The organism is Okibacterium fritillariae, from assembly GCF_052783725.1.
Genome location: NZ_CP199917.1, coordinates 21,863 through 42,383, shown reverse-complemented (window position 1 = coordinate 42,383; position 20,521 = coordinate 21,863). Strand labels below are relative to the sequence as shown.

General features: G+C 66.6%; 20 protein-coding genes. 11 read left to right on the top strand and 9 right to left on the bottom strand.

All coding sequences use genetic code 11. The annotated features are described in order from the left end of the window. Nucleotides 1-9 precede the first annotated feature (9 nt). Nucleotides 10-1,065, top strand: a complete 1,056-nt coding sequence (locus tag ACUWEX_RS00185; protein WP_445996720.1) for a ParB/RepB/Spo0J family partition protein — start codon at nt 10-12, stop codon at nt 1,063-1,065. Between the two features lie 616 nt (nt 1,066-1,681). On the opposite strand, the gene ACUWEX_RS00180 is transcribed toward ACUWEX_RS00185, so the two are convergent. From ACUWEX_RS00180 to ACUWEX_RS00150, 7 genes are all read right to left on the bottom strand, one after another. Next, nucleotides 1,682-2,635, bottom strand: a complete 954-nt coding sequence (locus ACUWEX_RS00180; protein ID WP_445996719.1) for a D-alanine--D-alanine ligase family protein — start codon at nt 2,633-2,635, stop codon at nt 1,682-1,684. A gap of 18 nt (nt 2,636-2,653) precedes the next feature. Beyond that, nucleotides 2,654-3,976 carry an aminotransferase-like domain-containing protein gene (locus tag ACUWEX_RS00175; RefSeq protein WP_445996718.1) on the bottom strand — a complete coding sequence of 441 codons (1,323 nt, stop codon included), beginning with the start codon at nt 3,974-3,976 and terminating at the stop codon, nt 2,654-2,656. 106 nt (nt 3,977-4,082) lie between these two features. Continuing rightward, on the bottom strand, nt 4,083-4,406 hold the full coding sequence (gene trxA / locus ACUWEX_RS00170; protein WP_077054629.1) for a thioredoxin: 324 nt from the start codon (nt 4,404-4,406) through the stop codon (nt 4,083-4,085). Nucleotides 4,407-4,498: 92 nt separating this feature from the next. Then, complete coding sequence (trxB, locus tag ACUWEX_RS00165) at nt 4,499-5,542, bottom strand: thioredoxin-disulfide reductase (RefSeq protein WP_445996717.1); 1,044 nt, start codon at nt 5,540-5,542, stop codon at nt 4,499-4,501. Between the two features lie 90 nt (nt 5,543-5,632). Beyond that, on the bottom strand, nt 5,633-7,276 hold the full coding sequence (gene murJ, locus ACUWEX_RS00160; RefSeq protein WP_445996716.1) for a murein biosynthesis integral membrane protein MurJ: 1,644 nt from the start codon (nt 7,274-7,276) through the stop codon (nt 5,633-5,635). Then, nucleotides 7,269-9,551: a DUF6049 family protein gene (locus ACUWEX_RS00155; RefSeq protein WP_445996715.1), complete on the bottom strand. Its 2,283-nt coding sequence runs from the start codon at nt 9,549-9,551 to the stop codon at nt 7,269-7,271. The genes murJ and ACUWEX_RS00155 overlap by 8 nt, the downstream gene beginning before the upstream one ends. Nucleotides 9,552-9,692: 141 nt before the next feature. Beyond that, nucleotides 9,693-10,049: a hypothetical protein gene (locus tag ACUWEX_RS00150; protein ID WP_234990920.1), complete on the bottom strand. Its 357-nt coding sequence runs from the start codon at nt 10,047-10,049 to the stop codon at nt 9,693-9,695. 148 nt (nt 10,050-10,197) lie between these two features. Here ACUWEX_RS00150 and ACUWEX_RS00145 point away from each other — a divergent pair, with 148 nt between their 5' ends. Then, nucleotides 10,198-11,172, top strand: a complete 975-nt coding sequence (locus tag ACUWEX_RS00145; protein ID WP_079726298.1) for a phosphodiesterase — start codon at nt 10,198-10,200, stop codon at nt 11,170-11,172. On the opposite strand, the gene ACUWEX_RS00140 is transcribed toward ACUWEX_RS00145, so the two are convergent. After that, nucleotides 11,090-12,754 (bottom strand): stealth family protein, encoded by a 1,665-nt coding sequence (locus ACUWEX_RS00140; RefSeq protein WP_445997585.1) that lies wholly within the window; start codon nt 12,752-12,754, stop codon nt 11,090-11,092. The genes ACUWEX_RS00145 and ACUWEX_RS00140 overlap by 83 nt on opposite strands. Before the next feature lie 375 nt (nt 12,755-13,129). Between ACUWEX_RS00140 and ACUWEX_RS00135 the strand changes: the two genes are divergently transcribed. The 9 genes from ACUWEX_RS00135 to rplI all read left to right on the top strand — a co-directional run bounded on the left by ACUWEX_RS00135 (nt 13,130) and on the right by rplI (nt 20,191). Next, nucleotides 13,130-14,737: a DUF7059 domain-containing protein gene (locus ACUWEX_RS00135; protein WP_445996714.1), complete on the top strand. Its 1,608-nt coding sequence runs from the start codon at nt 13,130-13,132 to the stop codon at nt 14,735-14,737. 60 nt (nt 14,738-14,797) lie between these two features. Beyond that, on the top strand, nt 14,798-16,255 hold the full coding sequence (locus ACUWEX_RS00130; protein ID WP_445996713.1) for a CCA tRNA nucleotidyltransferase: 1,458 nt from the start codon (nt 14,798-14,800) through the stop codon (nt 16,253-16,255). 52 nt (nt 16,256-16,307) lie between these two features. Next, nucleotides 16,308-16,550: a hypothetical protein gene (locus ACUWEX_RS00125; protein WP_077054638.1), complete on the top strand. Its 243-nt coding sequence runs from the start codon at nt 16,308-16,310 to the stop codon at nt 16,548-16,550. 153 nt (nt 16,551-16,703) lie between these two features. Then, a complete protein-coding gene (locus tag ACUWEX_RS00120) occupies nt 16,704-16,889 on the top strand; it encodes a hypothetical protein (RefSeq protein WP_077054639.1) in 186 nt (61 codons plus the stop codon). 187 nt (nt 16,890-17,076) lie between these two features. Further along, the gene (locus tag ACUWEX_RS00115; RefSeq protein ID WP_445996712.1) at nt 17,077-18,420 is read left to right on the top strand and encodes an ABC transporter substrate-binding protein; all 1,344 of its coding nucleotides are present in this window, start codon (nt 17,077-17,079) and stop codon (nt 18,418-18,420) included. 121 nt (nt 18,421-18,541) lie between these two features. Next, nucleotides 18,542-18,916 carry a 30S ribosomal protein S6 gene (gene rpsF / locus ACUWEX_RS00110; RefSeq protein ID WP_077054641.1) on the top strand — a complete coding sequence of 125 codons (375 nt, stop codon included), beginning with the start codon at nt 18,542-18,544 and terminating at the stop codon, nt 18,914-18,916. Nucleotides 18,917-18,921: 5 nt separating this feature from the next. Beyond that, a complete protein-coding gene (locus ACUWEX_RS00105) occupies nt 18,922-19,443 on the top strand; it encodes a single-stranded DNA-binding protein (RefSeq protein WP_077054642.1) in 522 nt (173 codons plus the stop codon). A 23-nt stretch (nt 19,444-19,466) separates the two neighbouring features. Continuing rightward, complete coding sequence (gene rpsR / locus ACUWEX_RS00100; RefSeq protein WP_077054643.1) at nt 19,467-19,727, top strand: 30S ribosomal protein S18; 261 nt, start codon at nt 19,467-19,469, stop codon at nt 19,725-19,727. Nucleotides 19,728-19,738: 11 nt separating this feature from the next. Further along, nucleotides 19,739-20,191, top strand: a complete 453-nt coding sequence (gene rplI / locus ACUWEX_RS00095) for a 50S ribosomal protein L9 (protein WP_077054644.1) — start codon at nt 19,739-19,741, stop codon at nt 20,189-20,191. A gap of 69 nt (nt 20,192-20,260) precedes the next feature. On the opposite strand, the gene ACUWEX_RS00090 is transcribed toward rplI, so the two are convergent. Further along, the gene (locus ACUWEX_RS00090) at nt 20,261-20,407 is read right to left on the bottom strand and encodes a hypothetical protein (RefSeq protein ID WP_159449443.1); all 147 of its coding nucleotides are present in this window, start codon (nt 20,405-20,407) and stop codon (nt 20,261-20,263) included. Nucleotides 20,408-20,521 lie beyond the last annotated feature (114 nt).

Here is a 20,521-nt window from a genome sequence, read left to right as displayed (position 1 = left end):
GCAACACAGATGGCGACGAAACGAACAGGACTCGGGCGGGGCATCGGTGCCCTGATCCCTACGGCTCCCGAAGGCTCTGCCGCGCGGCCGGTCGATGTGTTCTTCCCTCATAGCGACGCGTCGAAGGCTGCCTCGCAGCCCGAATCCCCCGCGACGGACGTGGAGACCATTGCCGACGTTCCGGCTGTGACCGAGGTGGCGACCCCTGACTCCGAGAGCACACCGAACCTGGTTGCCGTGCCGGGTGCGCGCTTGGCAAGCATCGCACAATCCGACATCGTGCCCAATGCCGTACAGCCGCGAACCTACTTCGACCCGGAGCACATGTCGGAGCTTGTGCACAGCATCCGTGAAGTGGGTGTTCTGCAGCCCATCGTCGTGCGCTCACTGCCCGGTTCGGAGGGCAAGTACGAGCTGATCATGGGTGAAAGGCGACTGCGCGCATCGCAGGAGGCCGGGCTGACCACCATCCCCGCGATCGTCAAGGACACCGCCGACGAGGACATGCTTCGCGATGCCCTGCTCGAGAACCTGCACCGCTCACAGCTCAACCCCCTCGAAGAGGCCTCGGCCTACCAACAGCTGCTCGAGGACTTCGGAATCACACAAGAGCAGTTGGCGGAACGAATCGGACGTTCGCGTCCGCAGATCTCCAACACGCTCCGCTTGCTCAAGCTACCCGCAACAGTGCAGAGCCGGGTCGCGTCCGGCGTTCTCAGCGCAGGACACGCTCGAGCCGTGCTCGCGGCCGGCGATGTCGAAGCGATGCAGAAGCTCGCCGACAAGATTGTCAACGAGGACCTGTCCGTTCGCGCAGCGGAAGCGGCCGTGAGTCAGTCCTCCGCGAAGAAGGGCAAGCCGTCGGCCGGCAGCCGCCGCGGGGTTCTGGATGACATCGCAGATCGTCTCGGCGATCGCCTGGACACCCGCGTGCGCATCGGGCTGTCGGCAAAGAAAGGCCAGATTGCGATCGATTTCGCCACCATTGGGGACCTCAACCGTATCCTCGGCATCCTCGGTGAACCCGGATATGGAGATACCGCGGCATCCGCCGACAAAAACTAGCCGGAACAGAGGCGACACGAGGCGGCCCGCGGCAACGACGGGCCGCCTTTCGTTTCTCTGACGGCGCTCGTCTGCGTACGATCCGAAGGAACGACGGGGTCGTGTAAGCAGGGGCACCACGCTCAGCGGCCGCATGCTCAGCGGTCACATGCTCAGCGGTCACACGCCCAGCGGTTACCAGCTCCAAGGGAATGGGGCCCGCCGCTTCCTGTCGTCAGCCCCTCTCACGGCAAGTCCCGAGGCACGATAACACCCCGTTTCTTCAGCGCACCGAGGCAGTAGGCAGCTTCGTTCAACGTGAGAGTAGCCCGTCAGACACGAGAGTAGCGCCGTCAGGCACGTGAGCAGCACTGTTAGACGCAGAGCAGCGCGTTAGACGCAGAGCAGCGCGTCAGCCATGAGAGCCACCCTGATACGGATGAGAGCAGCCCCGTCAGGGATGGGGGCAGCACTGCCGGCGTGAGAGCAGCACTGCGGGCGTGAAAGCAGCCCCGATAGGGATGACTGCGGCCGAGCAAAGACTGCCAGTCGACACAGGCCCATCACATGTTTCACGTGAAACACGACAGGCACCCTCCAGGTGTGAAGGCTGCCTGTCGTGGGACGAAAGCGTGCGTCAGCCGCGGGCGGCGAACTCTGCCAAAGCGCCGTAGGTGTCGGCGAGCGAGCGTCCCGCAGCCTCAATGGCCTGAGGGAAGAGCGAGGTTTCTGTCGTGCCGGGAATCATGTTGGCCTCGAGGAACCACACTTCGCCCGCGGCATCCACGATGACATCGATGCGCGAAACGTGGCGCAGGCCCAGGACCTGGTGCACCTGGAGGGCGACCTCGGATGCGCGAGCAGCGACCTCGTCGGAGACGCGCGCGGGTGCGTAGAAGGTCGTCTCCCCCGCGTTGTACCGCGCCTCGAAACTGTAGACGCCCGAGACCGGCTCGATCTCGACCGCGGGAAGAGCCTCGGGGCCGTCACCCGTGTCGATGATGGAGATGGCCAGCTCCGTGCCCTCGATCTTCTGCTCGACGAGCGCGACATCGGAGTAGGTATAGGCGTCGACGAGCGCGCGCGGCAGGTCGGACTCGTCCGCGACGATGGTGACTCCCTGCGCCGAACCGCCCTGCGCGGGCTTGACCACCGAGGGGGTGCCGACCGCGGCCGCCAGTTCAACGATGACTCCCCCGGCGCCGAGCTCGCGGAACGTCTCGCGGGGCATGCTGATCCACGGCGCCGTTTTGATGCCGGCACGGTCGACGAGGATCTTCGCCGTGGGCTTCGACCAGGCCAGAGACGCCGCGTGCGGTCCGCTGCCGAGGTAATGGATGCCGCGGGCACCCAGCAGGGCTTGGAGCGCGCCGTCTTCGCCGCTGGCGCCGTGCAGCGCGGGCCACACCACGTCGGGCCCGGCTTCGAGGATCGTCGCGAGCGTGCCCGCACCGGGGTCGAGCAGGGTGACGCGATGGCCGGCGGCCACGAGCTCGTCGGCGACCCGACGGCCCGAACGCAGGGAGACGTCCCGCTCATGGGAGATGCCGCCCGCCAGGACGACGACGGACAAAGAGTTCTCGGATGACATCGATCGGCCTCTCGGGGATCAGTTCAGGTTCGGCGGGGGTGTGCTGACGTGGCGATCACTCGAGCGCGACTCGAGCATGCCGGTGCCGGCGAAGGTCTCGAGCAAATCGATCTCGCCGTTGATCACGGTGGCGAGGCGCCGAATGCCGACGCGGATGTTTTCGGGCGTCGGGTGGCAGAACGACAAGCGCATGGCGTGACGACCTCGGCCGTCGGCGAAGAACGCCGTTCCGGGCGTGAACGCGACGAGCTCCTTCACCGCGCGCGGCAGCATCTGCTTGGAGTCGAGCTGATCGGGCAGGGACAGCCAGACGTAGAAGCCACCGTTCGGATCGGTCCACGTCAGGTCGGGCAGGTATTCGGCCAACGCCGACACCATGGCCTTTTTGCGCTCGTGGTAGACCCCGCGGAAGGTGTCGATCTGACCCTTCCAATTAGCCGTCTTCAAATACTCGGCGACGGTCAGCTGGCTGAACGCGCTGGGCGACAGGATGGCCGACTCGGCAGCGAGGATGAGCTTCTCGCGGATAGCGTGCGGTGCGAGCACCCAGCCGACGCGGAAGCCCGGGGCCAGAGTCTTAGAGAAGGAGCCGAGATAGATGACACCCTCGTCGTCGATCGAGCGCAGGGCATCCGGAGCCGGGTGATCGAAGTAGAGCAACCCATAGGGATTGTCTTCGACGACGAGAATCTCGTTGGCCCGGCAGATCTCGAGGATCTCTGGGCGGCGCTCGGCACTCAACGTGATGCCGGCCGGGTTGTGGAAATTGGGGATGGTGTAGAGGAACTTGATGCGACGGCCCTGGCCGCGCAGCTGCGCGATCGTCTGGCGCAGCGCATCGGGGATGAGGCCGTCATCGTCCATGGCGACGTGCACGACGGATGCCTGATAAGACCGGAACACGCCGATCGCACCGACGTAGCTGGGCGCCTCGGCCAGGATGACGTCGCCCGGATCGATGAAGAGTTTGGTGACGAGGTCGAGCGCCTGCTGCGAACCCACCGTCGTGACGACATTGTCGACCGTGCCGCGGATGCCCTCGAGCGCCATGACCTCGAGAATCTGCTCGCGCAGCACTGGTTGACCGGCTCCCGAACCATACTGCAGCGCCGTGGCGCCCTGCTCGCGCATGACGCGGGCGATGGAGTCGGTGATGACATCGTGCGGCAGGGCCGACACGTTGGGCATGCCACCGGCGAGCGAAACCACCTCGGGGCGACTGGCCACGGCGAAGAGGGCTCGGACCTCGCTGGCGGACAGGCCGGCGGTGCGCTCGGCGTAGTTCGAATACCACGGGTCAAGGTTGTTCCCGACGGAGCGGGGGGTGCCTGGTTCTTCCACGTCAAATCCGTTCTGATCTCTTCACATGCTATCGGGGCTTCTCGGGTGCTTAAACAAAAGTGACCCGCCCGGCAGATTGCCGGACGGGTCACTCGAGTGCGTCAGGCTATGCCAGGAAGGCGGCCAGGTCGGCCTCGAGGGCGGCCTTGGGCTTCGCGCCCACGATGGACTGCACGACCTCGCCACCCTTGAAGACCTTCAGGGCGGGGATGGACGTGATCTGGTAGTCGACGGCCAGCTGCGGGTTCTCGTCGACGTTGACCTTGACGATGTCGAGCTTGTCAGTGTTCTCAGACGCGATCTGGTCGAGGATCGGCGAGACCATGCGGCAGGGACCGCACCAGGCGGCCCAGAAGTCCACGAGGACCGGCTTGTCGGACTGCAGCACTTCCTGGTTGAAGGACTGCTCGGTTACGGCGCGTGCGCTCATTGTTATCTGCTCCTTGTTGGTGGTCGGGTGAGTCTGAACGGCTCGACGTGCGAGCCGGGGTTGGTGAGGCTGGAGGGCCGCAGCGGTGCCGGTTAGGCGCCGACGGTGGCCGCTTCGCTTGCGCTGGCCGCGGCGCGGGCACTGGCACTTTCGACGGCCTCGGCTTCCGCCTCGACCTCATGATCGGCCGGGGCGTCGAGGTGGGCTTCGGCCTGCTCCAGTTCGGCCAGGTAGCTCTCCATGTCGAGAGCAGCCACCGTGCCCGAGGCTGCCGCGGTGATCGCCTGACGATAGTGCGGGTCGATCACGTCACCCGCGGCGAAGACACCGGCGAGGCTCGTGCGCGACGAGCGACCGTCGACCGCGATGACGCCGTCGGAGGTGAGCTCGAGCTGCTGGTGCACGAGGTGCACGCGCGGGTCGTTGCCGATGGCGACGAAGAGGCCTCCGAGGGGAAGGACCTGCTCGGACCCGTCGACCGTGTTGCGCAGCGTGACCGACTCGACGGCGTTCTCACCGTTGATGCCGACGACCTCGTTGTTCCACAGGAACTCGATCTTCTCGTTCTGGAAGGCGCGCTCCTGCATGATCTTGGAGGCCCGCAGCGAGTCCTTGCGGTGGATGACGTAGACCTTCGACGCGAAGCGCGTGAGGAACGTGGCCTCTTCCATCGCGGAGTCGCCGCCGCCGACGACGGCGATGGTCTTCTCCTTGAAGAAGAACCCGTCGCACGTGGCACACCATGAGATGCCGCGGCCGCTCAGGCGCTCCTCGTCGGCCAGACCCAGCTTGCGGTAGGCCGAACCGGTGGCGAAGACGACCGAGCGGGCCTCGAGGGTGCCGCTGTAGCCGGTGGTGACCGTCTTGACGGGGCCGTCGAGGGAGACCTCGGTGACATCGTCGAGGATGACCTCGGTGCCGAATCGCTCGGCCTGCTCCTGCATCTTGAACATGAGGTCGGGGCCCTGGATGCCCTGGGGGAAGCCCGGGAAGTTCTCGACCTCGGTCGTGTTCATGAGCTCGCCGCCCGCCTCGACGCTCGACGCGATGAGGACGGGTTTGAGGTTTGCACGTGCGGCATAGATGGCCGCGGTGTAACCCGCGGGACCCGAACCGATAATGATGACGTTACGCACGACGGATGCTCCTCGCTTTTGTGCTCGTGACGGCTAAAACACATCCTAGCCGCGCAGTATTCCGAGCCGCCCGGGACGACGCGTGGCGCCTCAGCGACCCAATCGGCGCAACACCGGTCGCAGCGCCTGGCGCAGCTCGGGCACCCGGAAGATCGCCAGGAAGAGCACATAAACGAGCGTCATGACGGCTCCGATGATGCCCATCGAGACGAGCGCTCCGAACGCGCTGCCGACCGCGAAACCATCCGGAGAATCGATGCCGAGCACGATACCTGCGATGCCACCGACGACGGCCGCGGGAACAGCCGAGAAGCTGAACAGCAGCACGCTGTTGACGACGTGCTGGACGTCGAGCCCGTTCAGACGCCGACGCAGCAGGAAGAACGCCAAAAACATCTGCAGGGTGCCCGCGACCGTGCTCGTGAGGGTCAACCAGAAGGCGATGGCATCCGCCGGCAACAGCAGCGCGAACGAGGCCAAGGCAGAGAACAGGACCACCTGGAACACCGTGAAGAAGAAGGGCGTGCGCGTGTCGCCGAGAGCGTAGAACGCGCGCTGCACGACGAACAGGATGCAGAACGGGACGAGCCCGAGCACGTATCCGACGATCAGGAGCGCGAAGTCGACCGTTTCGGCATAGGAGCTCGAGAACAGGCTGGCGAATGGGTAGGAGCAGACGATGAGGCCCGCGGCGGCCAACACGATGAGCAGGGACACCTGGCGAATGGATGTCGAGACATCCGATCTGAGGGCCACGAAGTCCCGCTCGCGGGCGTGCTCGGACATCTGCGTGAAGTAGGCCGTCGTCAGCGACACCGTGATGACCGAATGCGGCAGCATGAAGATGAGCCAGGCATTCTGGAGCGCCAGCACCGACGGTCCCTCACCCGAGGCGACGTTGGCGGTCTGCGACTGGACGAGGCCGGCGAGCTGCGTGGCGATGATCATCGCGAAGGTCCACCCGGCCAGGCGTCCGGTCGCGCGCAGGCCCACTCCGCGCCAGTGGAAGTCGGGCCGGAAGTGCAAGCCCACCCGGCGCCAGAACACGAACAGGATGACGGCCTGCACGGCCACACCCACGGTGGCCGAGCCACCCAGCACGGCGATCATGTCGGGTGTGAAATCGCCGGCTTCGCGCGGGCTAGCAGCCTCGGCTCCGTAGACGATCTGGAAGAGCACGAGCCCGGCGATCGCGACCACGTTATTGAGCACGGGCGACCACGTGAAGGGGCCGAAGATCTTGTGTGCGTTCAAGATCTCGCCGAGCACCGTATACAGGCCGTAGAAGAAGAGCTGAGGAATGCACCAGTAGGCCAGGGCAATGGTCAGAGCCATCTGATCGGGCGGCAGCGTGGCGGCCACCAACCGCACGAGCACGGGCGCGGCGAACGTCGCGACGACGGTAGCGCCAGCCAACACGACGATCGCGATGGTCAGAAGCTTGTTGATGTAGGCGTGGCCGCGATCGGCGTGCAGGGTGGCCCGCACGATCTGCGGCACCAGGATGGCGCCCAGGACGCCGCCGGCGATGATCGCATAGACGGTGTTGGGCAGCTGATTCGCGTTGGCGAAGGCGTTGCCGCCGACACTGATCTGACCGAGGGTGGCGGTGAGGATGATCGCCTTCACGAAGCCCAGCAGGCGCGACACCAGCGTGCCCGAGGCGAGCAGGGCGCTGGCCCGGCCGATGCTGGAAGATCGGTTGCCGCGCGCGGGGGTGGCGGCGTTAGTCATTGCCGTCCGGCTTCCCGGTTGCTTCGGTTGCTTCGGTTGCTTCGGGGGTCTCGGGAGTTGCAGCGGTCTCGGGGGCTGCGGCCGTCTCGTCGGCACGGCGTTCCGCACGACGCTTCAGGATGGTGCGCACCAATCCGCCGACGAAGAGCAGCAACACGAAGGTGCCGAGGATGATCGCGCCGATGCCCTCCCAGTCGGCTCGCACGACGACCGGCACGAAGGCGTCAGAGGCGACCCGCACACCCGTGGCGCTGAAGAGCTGCAGGCGCACCGTGACGTCACCGTTGCCGAGGCGTGCTTCGACCGGCACCGAAACGGTCTCGCGCGAGTTGGCGGGCACCTTCTTGGTGACCGAACCGTCGATGTCGAGGCGCGGGTTGCTGGCGCTGGCGTCGAGGCGCACGGTGATCGGGTAGCCGAGGTCGTTGCGCACGGCGAAGGGCAGGGATGCTTGGCCGCTGATCATGGTGATCTGGCTCGTCGTGGCCAGTTGCACGGATTGCAGCGTGCGCGAGGTCTGCTCGCGGTGCTTGTCGACGGCGGCGTCGAAGGTGTCGGGCGTCTGCTGCCATCCGATCGCGGTCAACGCCAGGAGTTCGGCGCGTTCGCGGCCCGTGAGCAGTTCGGGTTGGTCGAGCACGGTCGCGAATTCACCGAGGCGGGATTCGTTCTTCCAGCGGTCCGCGAGGTCCGAGAGGCGGTCGCTCGGTTCGGCGGCGTCGACAATGGCCGTTTCGACGGATGGCTGCGACCGCGCGTCGTCGAGTGTGGCGACGCGTGTGCCGGCCAAGCTCTGCAGCGACCCGATCGCCTCACCGACGCGGAACGAGGTGGGAGGCACGCCCCGGTCGAGTGTCAGCAGGACCACGGTGCCGTCGGACGCGGCGTTGCTCGAGAGCACGGCGAGGCGCGACGACAGGGCGTTGAGGGCATCCTGCTGCTGGTCGGGCGTGACGGCGGTGACGGTTGCGGCGCGGAATTCGGCCGACGCGGGGGCATCGGACACCAGCACGGATGCGTCACCCACGCGGGCTGAGGCCGAGGCGGTGGCTGCGGCATCCAGTTGCGTGTTGGTGCTCGAGAGGATGGTCTGCGTTGCACCGGACGCTTGGAAGACGGGCAGGTCGCTTGCCGCCGCGCTGTCGTCGGCCGGCCAGAGTATGCCGTCATCGGTATATGGCCAGTCGAGCAGCTGGGCGAGGTCGGGGAGCGCGGGTGAACCGTCGGGTTGGGTCGTGGCCGTCGGGGTAGCGCCCGGCACGCTGTGCGCGCCGTCGGTGCCCGCGGTCGACGGTTCTGTGGGCACGGCCGGCGGCGGTGTCATGCCCGCGAAGTTGGCGGGGTTCATGCCGTAGAGAAGTGAGGTCGGCTGCAGGAGCGCGTCGAAGCCCATCTGCGATTGCGCCGCCGGGTCGGCGTCGGCGTACTGCAGCGCGAAGGTCTCGTTGGTGGCCGATTGGAGCCGTTCGAGCCAGCTCGTGGCCGATTCGGGGGCGGCCGTTCCCAGGGCGCGGATGGAGGCGATGATGCGAGGGTCGATGCCGATCGCGACGGGGCGGTCGCGGACTCCGTCGAGCTGACGCGTGAGCACACCGGAGGGTCCGGTGTAGGTTTCGAGCAGGTCGGCGGGGATGAGGCCATCGGCGCTGGCCGGAACGGTGAGCGGCACGGCCACGGCGACGCCGACGGTGGCGGGTGCCGCGGTCGGCGTGAAGATGAATGTGTCTCGAGATTCGGCTGTGGCCGCGCCGGCCGAGTAGGAGGCGCGGATGGGATATACGCCGTAGTCCGCCGGCAGTTCCAGCGAATCGGCGGGTACGAGGATCGATTCGGTCGAGAACGACGCACCTGGTGAGATTTCGTCGACGTCGACGGCGGTGATTTCGTGTCCGGTGCGGATATCGGCGACGAGCTGGTCGGCCTCGGCAGCACCGTCGTCGCCCGCCCCGGGGTTGGTTCCCATCCACGCGTCGAAGGCGTTGGTCGCGTCGATGCGGCTCGATCCGGATGACAGCACGAGCCGGCCGGCGGGAATGGTCTCGGCGGTGCGGTTGGTCACCGACGCCGTGACGGTCATGATGCCGCCGGGCGCTACGGGGCTGCCACTCAGGTGCAGATTGGCCGTGATCTCATCTGCCTGCGCGACACCGGGGGCGATGCCCGGGGCAACCGCCGTGACCGGGGAAGCCACTCCCCCGTGGCTCGTGACGGCCAGTGCGGCGGATGCTGGCCCGCCGACGATCAGGGACGCCGAACCGACTGCGAGGGCGATCACCTGGCGCAGTCGTACTGCTGATCGGAATGGGTTCATAGGCTGCCTGCCGGCGCGCGACGTTCGAGCCGACATAACTCCCGATTCTAGGGCGACTCGCTGTGCGCCGCCCCCACGGCGCGCGAACCGTGACGCGAAGGTCGCTCAGCCGCGGCGGATGCGCCCCATCATCGACCAGGCGGCCCTCATGAGTGATGGATGCTCGAGCGCGATGCGTCGCAGCAACTCGAACTCCACGTCATCCGCGTTCTGCCGGTGCTGGGCGGCATCGGGCAGCGAGCTCAGCCCCGCGAGCCGGGCCATTCCGTGTTGGGCGGCCAGGCCCGAATCGTGCAGTTCGTCGTCGCGGATGGCGGCAACGACGAGTTCGTCGGCACTCGGCAGCTCGTGCACGAAATCGGCGGGGTCTTCGCCCTGACGCGACCGGTGCTCATAGAGAACGTAGAGTTCGAGTCGAGCGTCGGCGCGCATCTTTTCGAGTTGGTGTGGCGCGATCTTCACAATGCGGCCATGTTACGCCCGACATCCGACACTCACATCGGCCCCACATCCGCTTCCGTCTTTTGTGTGGCGTTCACCGAATGTTCGGAATAGTCTGCTGAGCTAAGTATCACGAAGGCTTGAGCAATGGGCTTGGGCCGCTCGACGAATGGGACATCCTGTGGATCTCCGAACGGCCGAATACCCGAGGCCGGACCATTTCATTCTTCACGTGAGTGACACTCACCTGCTGGCCGGCACCAAGCGCCTCTACGGGCAGGTCGACAGCACCGAGTACTTGCGCCGACTCTTCGTCGAACTCGAGGCGTCGCGCGGCCGCCCCGAGGCCATCGTCTTCACGGGCGATCTCGCCGATCGGGGCGAACCCGAGGCCTATCAGCGTCTGCGCGAGATCGTCGAACCGGCTGCCGCCCGCATGGGTGCCCGCGTCATCTGGGTCATGGGCAACCACGACAACCGCGAGAACTTCCGCGAGGGTTTGTTCGACGAGGTGCCGACGATGCGCCCCGTCGACCGCGTCTATGACATCAACGGTTTGCGCGTGATCACGCTCGACTCCACCGTTCCGGGCCTGCACCATGGCGAGATCGCGGGCGAGCAGCTCGACTGGTTGGCTGAGGAGCTCTCGGTAAAGGCGCCGCACGGCACCATCCTTGCGATGCACCACCCGCCGCTGCCCAGCGTGCTCGACCTGGCGGTCAGCGTCGAGTTGCGCGACCAGGGCGGCCTGGCCGAGGTGCTCGAGGGCACCGATGTACGCAGCATCCTCGCCGGTCACCTGCACTACTCGTCGAGCGGCACGTTCGCGGGCATCCCCGTCTCGGTCGCTTCGGCCACGTGCTACACACAAGACCTCACGGTGCCCACGGGCGGCACACGGCCTCAGGATGGCGCGCGAGCGTTCAACCTGGTGCACGTCTACCCGTCCACCGTGCTGCACTCGGTGGTTCCCCTCGGAGAATTCCCGACGCTCGGCTATGTGGATGCCGACGAGAGCGCCAGCCGCCTGTTGCGGGCCGGCGTCACGATCGGCGGGCCTGTTACTCGTGCACCGACCCGCGAAGAGCCGTTGACCGTGCCTCAGCCTGCTTCGGTGCCGGAGCCGGTGCCGTCGCTTCGCTGACCGCGGCCTTCTCCCACGGCGCCACGATCGGGAAGTAGCGCTCGAGGAAGTCGGTGACGGCTTCGGTGCGGGTCTCGACCGAGATCTCGGGCTTCGAGCCGTCGTTCAGGCAGAACATGTCCTGGTTGCGGCGTTTCAGCAGTCGGTCCATCTGTCGCAGCGACGACTTCAGGGTCGTCTCGATGTATTTGACCTTGGCATCGGTCTGCACGACCGCCTTGCCGGTCATGAGCGCGTAGTAGTGGTAGAGCGAGTTGGTCACCGAGATGTCGGTGGCCGAGCGGAAACGGCTCGCGGCGGTCTGCGTGAACTCGGTGGGGAACTCGTTTTCGAGCTCGCGCATGACGCTCTTGCGCAGGGGCGCGGCCGAGTGCTCGAGGTGGCGCGTGGTGACCTTGCCGAAGCGCTCGCGCAGCAGGCGTCGGTTCACGCGGGCGGCGTTCTCGAAACCGCTGCGCGACGGGTCGCTGTCGCCCAGGCCGATGCGCGTGTGCGCCTCGACGAACTTGGTCACCCCGCCGGGCGAGAAGAACAGCTGCGGGCCGATGGGGCGGCCGAAGAACATGTCGTCGTTGGAGTAGAGGAAGTGCTCGGCCAGGCCGTCGATGTAGTGCAACTGCGATTCGACGGCGTGCGAGTTGTGCGTGGGCAGCACCGAGGTGTCGGGGAAGAACGTCTCGCTCGGCACGATGGTGACGAGGGGATGCTCGGCCAGCCACGCGGGGCGCGGCGAGTCGGTGGCGATGAAGATGCGGCGCACCCAGGGCGCGAACATGTAGACGCTGCGCAGGGCGTACTTCAGTTCGTCGATCTGGCGGTAGCGGGCCTCGGAGTCGTCGCCGTCGCCGACCACGTAGTTCTTCATGCGCTTGGCGCGGGCGCGCTGGAACTCGATGTCCGAGCCATCCACCCAGCTGAAGACCATGTCGATGTCGAAGTTGAGGTCGCTCGCGAGCGGGGCGAACATGTTCTCGAGCGTCGGCCAGGTGCGGCCGAACATCTCGACGGTGTCTTCGACGGCCTCGGAGCGCGGCAGTTCGCGGCGCATGAGCGCGTTTTCGGTGGGGGCGACGATCTCGTCGTCGCCGAAGCGCCAGAGTTCGAGCTGCAGGGCGGTCTCGGGGCCGTAACGCAGGCGGCCGAGGGGTTCGACGCGGGGACGGTAGAGGCGGAAGATGGCGGCCTTGCGGGTGTCGGAGAGGGCGCCGTCGGCGAGCAATACGGGCTCACCGGCATCCCGGTCGACGGTTTCTGAGTAGAAGGGCTCGTTGGCGAATGCCTCGGCGAAGGCGGCCTGCAGGGCGCGGCGTTCTTTGCGGTCGACGGCGATCACGAGGCGGTCGTTGTCGCCGCGCACGAGGAGGTACTGGATGCCGGCGGCCTCGAGGGCGTCGCGCACGGCGATGAGGTCTTCGATCATCGAGTCGCGCGGCGTGAGGTGACCGTTGAGCAGGGCGAATTTGCCCTTGCGCTGCACGATGTCATCGCGCTCGAGGCGGCGGGGCCGGGTGCTGTTGGCGATGAGGACGAGCTCGGGGGCGGTGGAGATCTGCGATTCGGGCAGGCTCGGCGCCGAGCGCATAAACGAGGATCCGTCTCCTCCGCTTGACTGCGTGGTGGCTTCTGTTGTCATCTGCGTCCCCCTTCCGGTGCGGGTGTTGTGCGAGCGGTTCTCGGTTCGAGTTCGTTCGCCTGCGGTGGCCGCGAGGCCTGTTCCGTGTGCTTGATGCGAGTGGTGCTCACGATGCGCGCCGTTTGGCGGGAGCATCGTCGTTGTGTGGCGGGCCGACCGGTGGTCGGATGTCCGCGGCGGCTGAGCCTCGGCTCTCCCCGCCTCGACGTCGTCGTCGCTGCCCTGCACCCTGTCTGGCGCGCGATCGATGGGATGCGGTGCGCGGACGGGTTCGGGCTCTGTGCTCATCATACGTGCACTGTTCGGTCGGTCGAGCGCGGGGGCATGCAGTTGAATAGTGAGGTGACTGACACGCTCATCGACCGCCTTGCCGCCGACCTCGAGACCTCCGATTTCTCGGTCGGTACGCTGTCCGAGCTGTGGGGTGAGCGCGCCGAGCAGGCCCTGCACCGTGGCGAGCGGGTTCCGGCGCTACGTGCGCTCGCCGCACGCCAAGCAGCACAGGCACCGGAGCCGGCCTCGGCGTCGGAATCCGAATCGATGTCCGCCTCCGTCGATCCCGCCGAGACGGCGGCCACGTTGGCCTCCCTCTTTCTCTTGGGCGTTCCCGTCGATGCGTCGGCGCTCGCCGCATCCCTTCCGACCCTGGGCCTCGATGGCGCCGTCGAATTGGGCCTCGTCTCTGTCGAGGACGGTCGGGCCCGCGCCCGCGTCGACCTGCGGCCCTACAGTTTCGTCGACACGGCCGGCGCCGGCAGCTGGTGGATCGTCTCCGATCTCGGCGAGATGGTGCTCGAGGGCGCGCTCACGACCGATCACGTGCTGGGCGTCGGCGGAGCTTCCCTCACCTTGAGCGGCTTGATGGTGTCGCGGCCGGTTGGGCGTGTGCTCGATCTCGGCACCGGATGCGGCATCCAGGCCCTGCACGCCGCGCGCCACGCCGAGCACGTGGTCGCCACGGATATCTCGCCCCGCGCGCTCGAGATCGCCGCCCTCAACGCGCGGCTCAACGGTGTGCACAACATCGAGTTCCGTCTCGGCGACATGTTCGAACCCGTCGAGGGTGAGCGCTTCGACCAGATCGTGACCAACCCTCCCTTCGTCATCACCCCGCGCCGATCGGATGTCCCGGCCTACGAATACCGCGACGGCGGTCGCATCGGCGACGGCATCATGCGCGAGGTCGTCACGGGCGTCGGTCGTCACCTGAACCCCGGTGGCATTGCACAGATGCTCGGAAACTGGGAGTACCGCTCGGGCGAAGACGGTCTCGACCGCGTGCGCGGGTGGGTGCAGGCATCCGACACGCCGCTCGACGTCTGGCTCATCGAACGCGAGCGACAAGACCCCGCCGCCTACGCCGAGACGTGGATCCGCGACGGCGGCACGCGCAGCGCAACCCCCGACTTCGACCGTCTCTATAACGCCTGGCTGGATGACTTCGCCGAACGCGGTGTCGAATCGGTCGGTTTCGGCTACCTCACGCTGCGCCGCGCCCCCGCCGTCCCGACCGCCGAACCCCTGCGACGCTTCGAGCGCATGCCCGACGCGCTCGCCGCTTCATCGGGTCTCGGCACCCACATCGCCGCCGTGCTCGACGCGCACGACTGGATCGCGGCGCACGACGACGACGCGCTCTGGCGCGCCACGCTGCAGGTGGCACCCGACGTCACCGAGGAACGCAACTACTGGCCGGGTAACGACGACCCGTCCACCATCACGCTCAAGCAGGGCGGCGGTTTCGCCCGCACCGTGAAGCTCGATACGGCGCTCGCGGCCCTCGTCGGCGCATCGGATGGCGAGCTGCCGGTCGGCGTCATCGTCGAGGCCATCGCACAGCTGCTCGAGGCCGACGTGCCGGCGCTCCGCCAGGAACTCCTCCCCCGCGTGCGCCAGCTCATCCTCGACGGTTTCGTGCAGCCGCTCGCCTGACCGCCCTGCGCGGCGTCGCCTGACCCACCTGCCCCGGCGCCGCCCGCTACGATTGGGGGCATGGTGAGCATGGCGGATTCTTTGGCACGCCTCGGCGCACTCGCACAGTCCCCCATCGTGGCCCGGCTCGCCGAGGCATTCGACGCGGCGGGGTTCGAATTCTCTCTCGTCGGCGGGCCCGTGCGCGATGCCATGCTCGGCCGCGAGGTGCACGACCTCGACTTCACGACCAATGCGAGCCCCGACGAGATCCTGGCGGTCATCGCCCCCCTGTCCGACGCGCACTGGGACATCGGCCGCGAGTTCGGCACGATCGGCGCCCGGGTGAGCGCGCGCGACGCATCCGGTGCCGCCCTCACCGATCAGGTCGAGATCACCACCTACCGCGCCGACGCCTACGACGGCGTCACCCGCAAACCCGTCGTGGCCTTCGGCGACACCCTCGAGAGCGATCTCGCCCGCCGCGACTTCACGGTCAACGCCATGGCCTTGCGCCTGCCACAGATGGCGCTCGTCGACCCGTCCACGGGCGTCGAAGACCTGCTGGCCGGCATTCTGCGCACCCCCAGCACGGCGGATGTCTCGTTCGGCGACGACCCCCTGCGCATGTTGCGCGCCGCCCGCTTCGCCGCCCAGCTCGGGTTCACGCCCAGCGACGACACGGTCGAGGCCATGCGCCGACGCGCCGACAGCCTGTCGATCGTCAGCATCGAACGCGTGCAGGGCGAGCTCACCAGACTGTTGTGCACCGACAGCCCCCGCGCCGGCATCCAGCTGCTCGTCGACACCGGGCTCGCCGACCTGGTGCTGCCCGAGATTCCGGCGCTGCGCCTCGAGGTCGACGAGCACCACCACCACAAAGACGTCTACGAGCACTCGCTGACGGTGCTCGATCAGGCCATCGACTACGAGAAGCAGCGGCATCCGGGCACACCCCCCGACCTCACGCTGCGCATGGCGGCCCTGCTGCACGACATCGGCAAGCCGGCCACGAAGAAGCTCGAATCGGGCGGAACCGTCACGTTCTACCACCACGACGTGGTCGGCGCGAAGCTCGCCAAGAAGCGACTGACGGCTCTGCGCTACGACAACGACACCATCAAGAACGTGTCGCGCTTGATCGAGTTGCACCTGCGTTTCTTCGGCTACTCCGAGGGTGCCTGGAGCGATTCGGCCGTGCGCCGTTACGTGCGCGATGCCGGGCCGTTGCTCGAGCGCCTGCACATGCTCACGCGCGCCGATGTCACAACGCGCAACCGCCGCAAGGCCGACCGGCTGGGTTTCGCCTACGACGACCTCGAGCAGCGCATCGCCGAATTGCGCGAACAAGAAGAAATGGATGCCGTGCGCCCCGACCTCGACGGCAACCGCATCCAAGAGGTCCTCGGCATTCCTCCGGGGCGTGAGGTCGGCGAGGCCTACCGCTGGCTGCTCGAATTGCGCCTCGACAACGGCCCGCTCGGCGAGGAAGAAGCCATCCGCCGCCTGCGCGCGTGGTGGGCCGAGCGTTCCGCCTGAAAGTTCGTGCAATCTTCTTCACACCGCTCCCCCTGCGGCGTAGTTTGATGCCATGAGCCACGAGAAGAACGACGACGCTGTCGAATACGAGACCCCGGGCAACCCCGTCCACGAGCAGCAGGAGGGCGACGTCGAGTACACGACGCCCGGCAACCCCCATCGCGATGACGACGACGACAACGGCGGTGCGGATGTCGCGACGCCCGGTGTCCCCATCGCCGACGCCCAGCACGAGGCCGAGAAGCACGTGCCGCACGCGACCCCCGGCAACAACTCGGCCATCTCCGAGGACTGACGCCCGACCCTCCCCTGTGTGGCCACCCGAGCAGCGCGCCGTTTCACGTGAAACCCCTGCCGCCCGGGTGGCCTTTCTTCGTGACCTGGCGCCCGCCGAGACACCTGTCCTACAGTGGACGGAAGTCATAACGGTCAACGGAGAGGAACATCGATGTCGGATCGTCCCAACGACGAAGAGCTCATCGGCCCCGGAAGCACAGCGGATGCCGCCCCAACCTCGCTCGGTCACCCCACCGACGCTGACGGCGAAGACGAACCCGCGCTCGGTGCCGGCGAAGGATCGACCGGTCGCACGCAGCTCGCCGACAAGAACTTCACGCCGACCGATTTGAGCTGATCTGGGGCGGTTTTCAGCCGACTTTACGGTGCGCCTGATAACCTCGCCCCTTTGCAGACCGGTGTGCACGACGTGCGCCGCCGGCATTGCGACCTGTCGCGGAACCCCACCGCGAGCCCGTCAGAACGACGTCCGATCGTTCGTGGCGGGTGCGCCGCGATGACATACACCCGATAGAAAGCTCCCCATGCGTCACAAACTCCTCCAGTCGGCCACGGTCGCCCTCACCGCAGCCCTCGCGCTCGCCGGATGCTCGGCCGGTTCGTCCACGTCATCCGATTCGGCCGATTCCAGCGCCGACACGACCGTGACGTTCCGCCTGTGGGACGAGACGGCCGCGGCATCCTACGAGAAGTCGTTCGCCGAATTCGAGAAGCAGAACCCCGGCATCGAGGTCGACGTCGAGGTCGTGCCCTGGGCCGACTACTGGACCGAGTTGCGCGCCGACGTCGCCGAGGGAAACGCGGCCGATGTCTTCTGGATGAACAACTCCTACTTCGGCAATTACGCCGACAGTGGCAACCTCATCGACGTCGACACGGCGCTGGGCGAGAACGCTAAGAAGGACTGGACGCCGTCCGTCGTGAAGCAGTTCACCCGGGACAAGACCCTGTGGGGCGTGCCGCAGACCTACGACGCGGGCATCGCCGTGTATTACAACAAGAAGTTGCTCGACGAGGCCGGCATCGACCCGTCGACGCTCAAGGATCTCGAGTGGAACCCTGACGAGGCGAAAGACACCTTCCTGCCTGTCGCCCAAAAGCTGACGAAGGACACGTCGGGCCGAGACCGCCTGAACGGTGAGTTCGATGCCAACGCGATCGCCACCTTCGGCACCAACCTGGGCTACGACCTGCAGGCCATCCTGCTCCCCTACATCGGCTCCAACGGCGGCCAGTTCCAAGACGGCGACGACTTCGACTTCGCCGATGCCAAGACGACCGAGGCCGTCGAGTATGTCGTGAAGGCCGTCAACGACAAGAAGGTCGCGCCCCCGGCATCCGACACCAACGACAACTCGGACTTCAGCCGCGACGCGTTCCTCGAGGGCAAGATCGCGCTGTTCCAGTCGGGCCTCTACAACCTCAAGAGCATCGACGAGGGTGCCGACTTCGAGTGGGGCGTCGCGCCTGCGCCCGCCGGTCCCGCCGGCAACGTCACGGTCACCAACGGCATCGTGGCCGCCGGCAACGCGCAGAGCGAGCATCTCGACGCCACCAAGAAGGTGCTCACCTGGCTCGGCTCGACCGAGGGTGACACCTACCTCGCCACCGACGGCGCCGCACTGCCCGCCGTCGATTCGGCCCAGAAGGTCTTCCTCGATTACTGGAAGAAGCAGGATGTCGACGTCACACCGTTCCTCGACGCCGTGAAGGCCGCGAAGCCCATCGAGTCGCCGTCCGGCGTCAACTATGCCGCCGGGTTCGCCGCTTACGACCCCATCTTCAAGCAGATCTTCGCGGGCCAGACGCCCGTCTCCGACGGCCTGAAGAAAGCCCAAGATGCGGCCAACGTCGCCATCAACAAGTAGGTAATCGGGCCGAAGTCGGCTACGATAGGCAGGTTGCCTGGGCTACGTCTAGCCGGGCACGATGCCACAACCCTCCTGTTGCAGAGAGTCTGCAACCGTTAAGTCCGAAGGAGGTGGGTTAATGACGCATCAGTACGAACTCATGGTTATCTTGGACCCCGAGATCGATGAGCGCACCGTCGCTCCGAGCTTGGACAAGTTCCTCAACGTCATCCGCAACGATGGCGGATCGATCGACAAGGTCGACATCTGGGGCCGTCGTCGTCTCGCTTACGAGATCAACAAGAAGACCGAAGGCATCTACGCCGTCGTCGACTTCACGGCCACCAGCGAAGCCACGCAGGAGCTCGACCGTCAGCTGAAGCTGTCCGAAGCCGTCATGCGCACCAAGGTGCTGCGGGCCGAAGAAGCCATCGCTCAGGTCGCTTTCGAGCAGAAGCGCTCGGAAGAAAAGGCTGCCCGCAAGGCACAGAGCGCCGCCAAGAAGGACGCCTAGTCCCCATGGCCGGCGAAACCGTAATCACCGTGGTGGGCAACCTCACGAGCGATCCTGAACTGCGTTACACGCAGAACGGCCTCGCGGTTGCCAACTTCACCATCGCTTCCACCCCGCGCAGCTTCGACCGCGCGGCCAACGAGTGGAAAGACGGCGAAGCGCTGTTCCTGCGTGCAAGTGTCTGGCGTGACTTCGCCGAGCACGTCGCCGGATCGCTCACCAAGGGAAGCCGTGTCATCGCCACCGGTCGCCTGAAGCAGCGCTCGTACGAGACGAAAGAGGGCGAAAAGCGCACCAGCATCGAGCTGGAGGTCGACGAGATCGGCCCCTCGCTCCGCTATGCGACCGCTCAGGTTCAGCGCGCCCAGTCCTCCGGAGCCCCTGGTGGCGCCGGCGGCGGTGGAGGCCGCGGACCGGCAGCCGTCCAAGACGAGCCGTGGGCCGCAAGCGCCCCCGCTCAGTCGTCCTCGTCAGGCGCCGACAGCTGGAACACTCCCGGCTCGTACGGCGACGACACCCCGTTCTAAAACTTTAACGAAGGAAACCTACTATGGCTGGAAAGTCTGGCGGCTCGAGCCGCAAGCCCGCCCGCGGTAAGGGCGCAAAGGTCGTCGCACCCGCGAAGGCGATCCGCGTCGGCGTTATCGACTACAAAGATGTCGCAACGCTCCGCAAGTTCATCTCCGAGCGAGGCAAGATCCGCGCTCGTCGCATCACCGGCGTCTCCGTGCAGGAACAGCGCCTCATCGCCCGTGCCGTGAAGAACGCCCGCGAAATGGCGCTCCTCCCCTACGCCGGCTCCGGCCGCTAAGGAGCAACCCCATGTCGAAATTGATTCTGACGCACGAGGTCACCGGCCTCGGTCAGCCGGGTGACGTCGTCGACGTCAAGAACGGCTACGCCCGCAACTACCTGGTTCCCCAGGGCTTCGCTGTCACGTGGAGCCGCGGTGGCGAAAAGCAGATCGAGCAGATCAAGGCGGCTCGCGCCGCTCGTGAGCTCGCCACGCTCGAAGAAGCCCAGGACCTCAAGCAGAAGCTCGAGAACAACAAGGTCAAGCTCACGGTCAAGGCCGGCGCCGAAGGCCGTCTGTTCGGGTCCGTGAAGACCTCCGACATCGCCAACGCGGTTTCCGCGTCGGGCGTCGGCGAGGTCGACAAGCGCAAGGTCGAGATCCCCAACCCGATCAAGGTCGTCGGCGAGCACACCGCAACGGTGCGCCTGCACGAAGACCTCTCGGCCACGATCACCCTTCAGGTGGTTGCAGCCAAGTAACACCACGAAAGCGGGGGTCCGGGCATCTGCCTGGGCCCCCGCTTTTGCGTGCGCGCGAGTGAGTGTCGCTCAGTCGGTGGCCTCGCCCGCGACCTCGTCCGAGTCATCCGGGTCGACCTTCTTGATGACCTCGTTGTCCTCTTCGGCAACGGGAGCCGTCGCCTCGTCCTCTCGCAGGTAGTCGCCCGATGCGATGTCGTCGTCGTGATGAGACATGTGTCGTCCTCTCGTCCTGATGCGGTGCTCGGCTGTGCAGCCGTGCGGTTCGACGCTAAGTGCCCGCTCTCGGGTGCGCAATGGGGTTGTTAGCGCATCATCCGAGGTCTGTCG

Bases quoted from the DNA above. Each gene is read 5' to 3' on its own strand.
- ACUWEX_RS00185 (WP_445996720.1), top strand. From the start codon at position 10: ATGGCGACGAAACGAACAGGACTCGGGCGGGGCATCGGTGCCCTGATC.
- ACUWEX_RS00180 (WP_445996719.1), bottom strand. From the start codon at position 2,635: ATGTCATCCGAGAACTCTTTGTCCGTCGTCGTCCTGGCGGGCGGCATC.
- trxA (WP_077054629.1), bottom strand. From the start codon at position 4,406: ATGAGCGCACGCGCCGTAACCGAGCAGTCCTTCAACCAGGAAGTGCTG.
- murJ (WP_445996716.1), bottom strand. From the start codon at position 7,276: ATGACTAACGCCGCCACCCCCGCGCGCGGCAACCGATCTTCCAGCATC.
- ACUWEX_RS00145 (WP_079726298.1), top strand. From the start codon at position 10,198: ATGGGACATCCTGTGGATCTCCGAACGGCCGAATACCCGAGGCCGGAC.
- ACUWEX_RS00140 (WP_445997585.1), bottom strand. From the start codon at position 12,754: ATGCGCTCGGCGCCGAGCCTGCCCGAATCGCAGATCTCCACCGCCCCC.
- ACUWEX_RS00135 (WP_445996714.1), top strand. From the start codon at position 13,130: ATGCAGTTGAATAGTGAGGTGACTGACACGCTCATCGACCGCCTTGCC.
- ACUWEX_RS00130 (WP_445996713.1), top strand. From the start codon at position 14,798: ATGGTGAGCATGGCGGATTCTTTGGCACGCCTCGGCGCACTCGCACAG.
- ACUWEX_RS00125 (WP_077054638.1), top strand. From the start codon at position 16,308: ATGAGCCACGAGAAGAACGACGACGCTGTCGAATACGAGACCCCGGGC.
- ACUWEX_RS00120 (WP_077054639.1), top strand. From the start codon at position 16,704: ATGTCGGATCGTCCCAACGACGAAGAGCTCATCGGCCCCGGAAGCACA.
- ACUWEX_RS00115 (WP_445996712.1), top strand. From the start codon at position 17,077: ATGCGTCACAAACTCCTCCAGTCGGCCACGGTCGCCCTCACCGCAGCC.
- rpsF (WP_077054641.1), top strand. From the start codon at position 18,542: ATGACGCATCAGTACGAACTCATGGTTATCTTGGACCCCGAGATCGAT.
- ACUWEX_RS00105 (WP_077054642.1), top strand. From the start codon at position 18,922: ATGGCCGGCGAAACCGTAATCACCGTGGTGGGCAACCTCACGAGCGAT.
- rpsR (WP_077054643.1), top strand. From the start codon at position 19,467: ATGGCTGGAAAGTCTGGCGGCTCGAGCCGCAAGCCCGCCCGCGGTAAG.
- rplI (WP_077054644.1), top strand. From the start codon at position 19,739: ATGTCGAAATTGATTCTGACGCACGAGGTCACCGGCCTCGGTCAGCCG.
- ACUWEX_RS00090 (WP_159449443.1), bottom strand. From the start codon at position 20,407: ATGTCTCATCACGACGACGACATCGCATCGGGCGACTACCTGCGAGAG.